Raw genomic sequence first — 7,206 nt, 5'->3', positions numbered from 1 at the left:
CGCCGACGCCGACCTCGACGGGGACGGACTCGCCGGTGAGCATCGAGGCGTCCACCGCGGAGGAGCCCTCGACCACGGTGCCGTCGGTGGCGATCTTCTCGCCGGGGCGGACGACGAACCGGTCCCCGACCGCCAGCCGGGCGATGGGGATGCGCTCCTCACGGCCCCCCTCGCGCAGGACGGCGACGTCCTTGGCGCCCAGCTCCAGCAGGGCCCTGAGCGCCGCACCGGCCTTGCGCTTGGAGCGGGCCTCGAAGTAGCGGCCGGCCAGGATGAAGGCGGTGACGCCGGCGGCGGCCTCCAGGTAGATGTTGCCCGCGCCGTCGGTGCGGGCGATGGTCAGCTCGAAGGGGTGGGTCATTCCGGGGGTGCCGGCGGTGCCGAAGAACAGGGCCCACAGCGACCACAGGAAAGCGGCCGAGGTACCCACCGAGACCAGGGTGTCCATGGTGGCCGCGCCGTGCCGGGCGTTGGTGAGGGCCGCGCGGTGGAAGGGCCAGGCGGCGTAGGTGACGACCGGGGCGGCCAGGGTCAGCGACAGCCACTGCCAGTAGTCGAACTGCAGGGCCGGGACCATGGCCATGGCGATCACGGGCACGGCCAGGGCGACGGAGGTGATCAGCCGCTGCCGCAGCGGTCGCAGCTCGTCGTCCCCCTCCGCGGCGCCGGCCTGCTCGCCGGTGCCGTCGCTCTCGGAGCGTTCGGGGGCGGGCGGGGTGGCGGTGTAGCCGGTCGCCTCGACGGTGGCGATCAGGTCCTCCACCCCGACCTCGTCGGCGCTGTAGGTGATCTTGGCCTTCTCGGTGGCGAAGTTGACGGTGGCCGTCACCCCGTCCATGCGGTTGAGCTTCTTCTCGATGCGGGCGGCGCACGAGGCGCAGGTCATGCCGCCGATGGCGAGCTCGACCTCAGCGGTCCCTTCGACGGTGGTGGTCATCACGGCTCCTCGACAGACAAGAACTCGGCAGGCAAAAAAGGGGGGGCGGGTGCCGGGCCCGCCGAGGGCGGGCCCGGCACGGGGGAGGGGTCAGGACACTCGGCCGGTGAGTTCGTAGCCGGCCTCGTCGACGACCTTGGCCAGCAGGGCGTCGTCGGGCGCGCCGCCGGTGGTGACGGTGACCTGACCGGCCGCGACGTCCACGTCGACGGACAGGACGCCGTCGAGTTCGCCGATGGCCTTGGTGAGCGTGGCCTTGCAGTGGCCGCAGCTCATGCCGGACACCGCGTAGACCGTGGTGCGGCTGTCGGCCACGGCGGTGGTGGTCTGCGAGGTGCCGGTCGAGCAGCTTCCGTCGGGGGTGCAGCAGGACGACATGGTTCTTCCTCCGGAGGATCGAGCTTCCTTAATACCCCTGGGGGGTATCTATCGACGTCGTCCTGTATACCCCCCGTCCGTATGTTTGGCAAGTCTCCGCCGCTCGCTTGCATATACCCCCATGGGGTATATGCTTCAGGTGTCGAACCGCTTGAGCAGAGCATGTGCAAGGAGAGCGAGAGCGCCATGAACACCGCGCTGAAGATCACTGCGTTCACCGCCGCGCTCGCGGCGACCTTCGGGGCCGCCTACGGGGTGGGGAACGCCATGGACCCCGTCACCTCCGACCCGGCCCCCGCCGCGCACGGAGACCACAGGAGCGGCACCCCGGCGCACGGGAAGGGCGGCCACCAGGAAGGCGGTCACCAGAAGGGTGGCCACCAGGAGGGGGGCCACGAGAGCGCACCGGCCGGCGGCCTGAACGTCTCCGAGGGCGGGTACACCCTCGACCTCGACACCCCCCGCATCCCCGCCGGGGAGAAAACGGAACTGCGCTTCACCGTCCGCGACGAGAAGGGTGCCCCGGTCACCGCCTACCGGAAGGAGCACGGCAAGGAGCTGCACCTGATCCTGGTCTCACGGGACCTGGACACCTACCGCCACCTGCACCCCACCCGGGCGGCCGACGGTACCTGGCGCGCCCCGGTGGAGCTGCCCGGGGCCGGTGACCACCGCCTCCTCGCCGACTTCACCCCGCGCGCCAAGGGCGCCACCGGCCTGACCCTGGGCGCCGACCTGGCCGTCTCCGGCACCTACCGGCCGGCCGGACTCCCCGAGCCGTCCCGGCGCGCCACCGTCGACGGGTACACCGTCACCCTCGACGGCGCCCTGCGGCCGGGGACGGCGAGCACGCTCGACCTGACGGTCACCAAGGACGGCCGCCCGGTCACCGACCTGCAGCCCTACCTCGGCGCATACGGCCACCTGGTGGCCCTGCGCTCCGGAGACCTGGCCTACCTGCACGTCCACCCCCACGGCACACCGGGTGACGGCACCACCCGGCCCGGCCCCACCGTCTCCTTCACCGCCACCGCGCCCAGCAGCGGCACCTACCGCCTCTTCCTGGACTTCCGGCACGACGGCGAGGTCCGCACCGCCGCCTTCACCGTCACCGCCGGCGGGGCGGACACCGGCGACCGGGGAGAGGAGAGCACCGGGCACGGGGAGGACGGCACGCACCGGCACTGAGCGGACCGGCCGGCGCGGTGGACTCCCGCGAAGCGGCGGCGGATCCGCCCCCCGGCATGGCGGAGGCGTGTGGTCGCCGGCCGCACTCCGTCCGCATCGCACCGGCCGTGCCGCAGAGGAAGCCCTCCACGGCCCGGCTCCGTCCCCCGTGCGGCATCCGGAGACGGACAGCGTCCGACGCCCGCTCGGTGCCGCCGCGGTGCCGTGGCACGCCGGGGGAGGACGGGCCGCACGGCCGGGCCATGGTCCACCGCTTCCGCGGCGGGACGGTTCCCGCCGCCGTACCCTCCAGTGCGTCGGTGTTGGCGGACGTCTGCCGGAGGGCTCCGGGCCCGGTCGATGCCGCCATGGCCGACTCCGGCTTCCGGCGCGCCGCCCGCGCAGTCCGGGACATCGTGGAGGAAACCGACCGGTGCATCGAGGCCACCCGGCCCTGGGAGCCGGCCCGGACGGAGCGGCGGGGCGACAGTGAGGCGGCGAGGCGTCCCGACACCGTCCTCGCCACCCTGGTCCCGGCGTGCCGCGTGCCGGCCGATGAGCTACGCCCCTTCAGCCCCCGGCGCGGCCACGCGGTTCACCGGACGGCCGACACCGGTCGAGGGGCCCTGCCGGCAGCACAGCCGCTCTTCCCCCGTCTTCGGGAGGACACGCAGCCGGCGTGACGTCCGGTGCTCCGCAAACCAACCCGGCCGCCCACCTCCCGATCTCCGTGGAGCCGCGAGGGAGGGGCGCCCGGCCCGGGGTGCCGGGCAGGTCGGAGCCGGGGGCGTCCGGGGCGGCGGGCGGGGCAGCAGCCGGACGCGGAGCGTGGGGCGGCCGGACCGGCAGCCGCAGGGACGGACTGTGCGCAAGGCCCGCTGCGGCACCGGCCGCGTCGGCCGTACCGTCGCCGCCGTCCGCACCGTCGGGCGCGCCCGGCGTTCAGGGTGAGGAGGGTTCAGTGCTCGGCGAGGCGGTCGAGCAGCGCATGCGCGAGGCCGCGCCCTGCTAGTTCACCGGTCCCGGGGCCGTTTGCCGGCGGTTGGCGCCCCGGACGGATGGCTGCCGCCCGGTTCAGTGGCCGCCGCCCGGTATCGCCAGGCGCCGGGTGAAGGTCTCACCGCCGTCTTCGGACTCGTAGACGCCGTCCTGGGTGGCGGCCAGGACGTGCCCGGAGCCGACCGCGGTCAGGGCCTGGGGCCGTCCGCCGGGCACGGTACCGGCCTTCTTCCAGCTCTCGCCGTCGTCGGTGCTGCGGTGCAGCGTGCCGTCGAGGCCGATCCCGTACAGCTCGTCCCGCTCGGCCCAGGAGAGGTAGGCCAGCGGCGTTCCGTTCCCACGGCCGAAGGTCCTGCCGCCGTCGGTGCTCCTGGCGACGCCCCTCTCCGTCGTGGCCAGGACGGTGCCGGGGTCCTCGGGGCTGACGGCGATGTCCAGGGCCGCCAGCTCGGCGCGGTCGTCCCAGTTCTTGCCGTCCTTGCTGACCCGGAGCAGCCCGCCCGTGCTGTCGTAGCCGTAGATGGTGCCGTGCGCCTGTTCCAGGGAGTGGAAGTCGGCTTCGCCGGCGAGGGAGAGGTTCTTCCAGGTCCTTCCGGCGTCGGTGCTCCTGATCAGCCCGCGGTTGGCGTGGCCGCCGCTGCCCTCGGCGGGATGACCGCTGCCGAGGAAGGTGTCGGCTCCGGTGACGGTGAAGCCCATGTAGTCGGCGGCATCACCCACACGCCGGTAGGAGCCGTCGTCGTCCACGGCGACGACGCCGTGGTGGGTGGCCACGTAGAGCCTGCCGTCGCCGGGGTTGATGCCGAGCCCGTGGACGTGACCGACCCCGGGGCCGGACGCGTGGGAGTGTTCGGCGGAAGACCCTCCGCGGTGGTCCGAGGCGCCGGAACAGCCGGTCAGGGCGGCCGCCAGCAGGATCACCGCAACGGTGGCCGTGGAACGGAAACGGGCAGACATCGAGGATCCTTGTGTCGAGTGGTGTGCGGTGCGGGACGGCTGCGGCACGCCGCTCCTCAGGGCCCGGCGCCGCCGTCGGCCGGAGGCGGTGCGCAGCCGGTTACAACGTACGCCGCTCGCCGTCCCGGCCGATGCGGCGGGTGCGGCCTCAGGGCTGTGGCGGGAGCCGGCCGATCCGGCTGCGCTGCCGCGCGGATGCCCCGCACCTCGTCCGTCACCGCTCCGGTGCCGCTCCGGCGCCGGGATGACGCGCCCCGTCGGACCGCGAGAACGGCCGGACGGGCAGTACCCCCTGGGGGTAGTCCGTTCCTGGAAACCGTCCCGGCGCCTGCCCGACCGGGGCCCACCGCCCCTTCCCGGGGCGCCGGGCCCTCCCGGCCGGAACGGACGGGTGCGCCGGGGCCCGCGTCCGACCTGCGCGAAGTCCGGCGCCTTCGGATGCCCGGCCGCGCCGCGGCGGCCGGTCTGGACGCGCGCTCCCGGCTCCGTGTCCCCCGTGTGAAAACTCCCGCGGATACGGACTAGCCAAAACATACCCCTAGGGGGTATGTTTTCGATGCTCGGAACATACCCCCCTCCGGTATAGGAGTGTGTGATGTCCTCTGTCTCGTCTCCGCCGAATCCGCGGCGCTGGAAGGCGCTGTGGCTGATCGCCCTGGCCCAGTTCATGGTGATCATGGACACCTCGATCATCGGCGTGGCCCTGCCGCAGATGCAGGTCGATCTCGGGTTCTCCCAGGAGAACCTGTCGTGGGTCTTCAACGCCTACGTCATCGCCTTCGGCGGGCTGCTGCTCCTCGGCGGCCGGCTGTCGGACCTGTTCGGCGCCAAGCGCCTGTTCGCCACCGGCTGGGCCGTGCTGGCCGCCGGCTCCCTGGTCGCCGGCCTGGCCGGCGAGGTGTGGGTGGAGCTGGTCGGCCGTGCCGTGCAGGGCGCCGGCGCCGCTCTGATCGCCCCGTCCGCGCTGACGCTGCTGATGATGCTCTTCGGCGCCGAGCCCAAGGAGCTGACCAAGGCGTTCGCCCTCTACGGGGCCGCGGCCCCGGCCGGCGGCACCGCCGGCGTCTTCCTCGGCGGCGTCCTCACCGAGTACGCGAGCTGGCCGTGGGTGTTCTACGTCAACATCCCCATCGCCCTGCTGGTGCTGGCCGCCACCCCGGCGCTGATGCCCTCCGCCCCGCCCCGCCGCGGCGCCGTCGACATCCTGGGCGCGGTCACCGTCACCGCCGGCCTCGCCGTCGCGGTCTACGCCATCGTCCGTGCCCCCGAGACCGGCTGGGGTGCGGCGCGGACCTGGCTGGTGCTGGGCGCCGGAGCGCTGCTGCTGGTCGCCTTCGTCGCCCTCCAGGCCCGCCGCCGCGAGCCGCTGATGCCCCTGCGCATCTGGCGCGCCCCCAACCTGGCCGCCGCCAACGTCGCCCAGTTGCTGCTGGCCGCCGCCTGGATCCCCATGTGGTTCTTCCTCAACCTCTACCTGCAGCAGGTCCTGGGCCTGGGAGAGTTCGCCTCCGGCTCGGCGCTGCTGCCGATGACGGTCGCCATCATGGTCATGATGATCGTGCTGGCGCCGCGGCTGATCGCCCGCTTCGGGCCCAACCCGCTGGTCGTGGCGGGCATGCTGGTGCTCGCGGTCGGCATGTTCTGGCTGTCCCTGGTCCGCCCCGACGGCACGTTCTGGGCCGATGTGCTGCCCGCCTCGCTGGTGGCGGCGGTCGGCATGTCGCTGGCGTTCATCCCCTCCCTGGGCACCGCCGTCTCCAGCGCCCGGCCCGAGGAGGGCGGCCTGGCCTCCGGCATCGTCAACACCAGCTACCAGGTCGGCTCCGCCCTGGGCCTGGCCGCCATGACCGCGCTGGCGGCCTCCCGCGGCGCCCAGGAGCTGGGCAACCCCGCCGCCCTGACCGACGGCTTCTCCGCGGCCTTCCTGGGAGCCGCCGCCGTCGCCGCGGTCGGCGCCGTCATCGCCTGGCTCACCCTGCGCCCCGCACCCGCCGCGGCGGCCGCCGAGCCCGAGGTCGAGCAGGGGCGGTCCCAGACGGCCGAAGCGCACTGACGCCCCGCCGCCGTCCCAGCCAGCCGCCGGTGCCGCCGGACACGGAACCAGCCCCCGTGTCCGGCGGCACCCCTACCTCCGGAGTCCCGTGATGCAGGAGATCGAGGTCTACGGCACCGCGTGGTGCCCGCAGGTGAAGGACGTCCTGGCCCACCTCGACGGCACCGGCCTCGCCTACCGCTACCACGACATCGACACCGACAAGAAGGCCGCCAAGACCGTCTACCGGCTGCAACGCGGCACCCGCCGCGTCCCCACCCTCGTCCTGCCCGATGGCACCGTCCTGGTCGAACCCACCGACGACCAGCTCCGCGACCACCTCACCACCACCGCAGTCGCCACCGAACAGACCACCGAACAGACCGCCGAACAGAGGGGAGAAACGCCGTGAAGCCCGCCCTGACCGCTGCCGACCTGCGCCGGGTGGTCGACCACCCGGCCACCCGCTGCCTGCTGGCGTGTCTGGTCGCCGCCGTGGCGCGCCGCGTGCAGGAGCCGCCCCGGGACTCCGGCCGCAAAGGGACCTGCTCGTCCTGACGGTTCCCGCACGGCGGCCGGTGGATGCAGGTCGTCGCGGTGCGCGCCGCCGGCCGCCCCGGTGACCGGTCGCCGGTTGCTGGTCGCCGGTCGCCGTCAGAGGGTGGCGAGGAGTTCGTTGCAGGCCCGCTCGCAGCGGCGGCACGCCTCGGCGCAGATCCGGCAGTGCTCGTGCATG

General features: G+C 73.8%; 8 protein-coding genes. 4 read left to right on the top strand and 4 right to left on the bottom strand.

The genetic code is table 11. From position 1 onward, the window contains the following. On the bottom strand, positions 1-937 hold a 937-nt coding region (locus VE546_RS03230; protein WP_324917955.1), incomplete at its 3' end, for a heavy metal translocating P-type ATPase. 90 nt (positions 938-1,027) lie between these two features. Beyond that, positions 1,028-1,315, bottom strand: coding sequence for a heavy-metal-associated domain-containing protein (locus tag VE546_RS03225; RefSeq protein WP_324917952.1), 288 nt, complete (start codon positions 1,313-1,315; stop codon positions 1,028-1,030). 186 nt (positions 1,316-1,501) lie between these two features. Here VE546_RS03225 and VE546_RS03220 point away from each other — a divergent pair, with 186 nt between their 5' ends. After that, positions 1,502-2,503: a hypothetical protein gene (locus VE546_RS03220; RefSeq protein WP_324917949.1), complete on the top strand. Its 1,002-nt coding sequence runs from the start codon at positions 1,502-1,504 to the stop codon at positions 2,501-2,503. A 1,053-nt stretch (positions 2,504-3,556) separates the two neighbouring features. On the opposite strand, the gene VE546_RS03215 is transcribed toward VE546_RS03220, so the two are convergent. Further along, positions 3,557-4,438, bottom strand: a complete 882-nt coding sequence (locus tag VE546_RS03215) for a F510_1955 family glycosylhydrolase (RefSeq protein ID WP_324917947.1) — start codon at positions 4,436-4,438, stop codon at positions 3,557-3,559. 595 nt (positions 4,439-5,033) lie between these two features. On the opposite strand from VE546_RS03215, the gene VE546_RS03210 reads away from it, so the two are divergent. The 3 genes from VE546_RS03210 to VE546_RS03200 all read left to right on the top strand — a co-directional run bounded on the left by VE546_RS03210 (position 5,034) and on the right by VE546_RS03200 (position 7,028). Beyond that, on the top strand, positions 5,034-6,491 hold the full coding sequence (locus VE546_RS03210; protein WP_324917944.1) for an MFS transporter: 1,458 nt from the start codon (positions 5,034-5,036) through the stop codon (positions 6,489-6,491). 91 nt (positions 6,492-6,582) lie between these two features. Beyond that, on the top strand, positions 6,583-6,882 hold the full coding sequence (locus VE546_RS03205; protein WP_324917941.1) for a glutaredoxin family protein: 300 nt from the start codon (positions 6,583-6,585) through the stop codon (positions 6,880-6,882). Then, complete coding sequence (locus VE546_RS03200) at positions 6,879-7,028, top strand: hypothetical protein (RefSeq protein WP_324917938.1); 150 nt, start codon at positions 6,879-6,881, stop codon at positions 7,026-7,028. The genes VE546_RS03205 and VE546_RS03200 overlap by 4 nt, the downstream gene beginning before the upstream one ends. Before the next feature lie 96 nt (positions 7,029-7,124). On the opposite strand, the gene VE546_RS03195 is transcribed toward VE546_RS03200, so the two are convergent. Continuing rightward, positions 7,125-7,206, bottom strand: an 82-nt coding sequence (locus VE546_RS03195; protein ID WP_324917934.1) for a four-helix bundle copper-binding protein, incomplete at its 5' end; no start/stop codon positions are given.

Source organism: Streptomyces sp. (assembly GCF_035644915.1).
Classification (GTDB): Bacteria; Actinomycetota; Actinomycetes; order Streptomycetales; family Streptomycetaceae; genus Streptomyces.
The sequence above is the reverse complement of the archived record's forward strand: the minus strand, read 5'-3'. Positions and strand labels throughout refer to the sequence as shown.

What these genes read in the sequence shown, in the direction of transcription:
- VE546_RS03225 (WP_324917952.1), bottom strand. Translation starts at nt 1,315, where the DNA reads ATGTCGTCCTGCTGCACCCCCGACGGAAGCTGCTCGACCGGCACCTCG.
- VE546_RS03215 (WP_324917947.1), bottom strand. Translation starts at nt 4,438, where the DNA reads ATGTCTGCCCGTTTCCGTTCCACGGCCACCGTTGCGGTGATCCTGCTG.
- VE546_RS03220 (WP_324917949.1), top strand. Translation starts at nt 1,502, where the DNA reads ATGAACACCGCGCTGAAGATCACTGCGTTCACCGCCGCGCTCGCGGCG.
- VE546_RS03205 (WP_324917941.1), top strand. Translation starts at nt 6,583, where the DNA reads ATGCAGGAGATCGAGGTCTACGGCACCGCGTGGTGCCCGCAGGTGAAG.
- VE546_RS03210 (WP_324917944.1), top strand. Translation starts at nt 5,034, where the DNA reads ATGTCCTCTGTCTCGTCTCCGCCGAATCCGCGGCGCTGGAAGGCGCTG.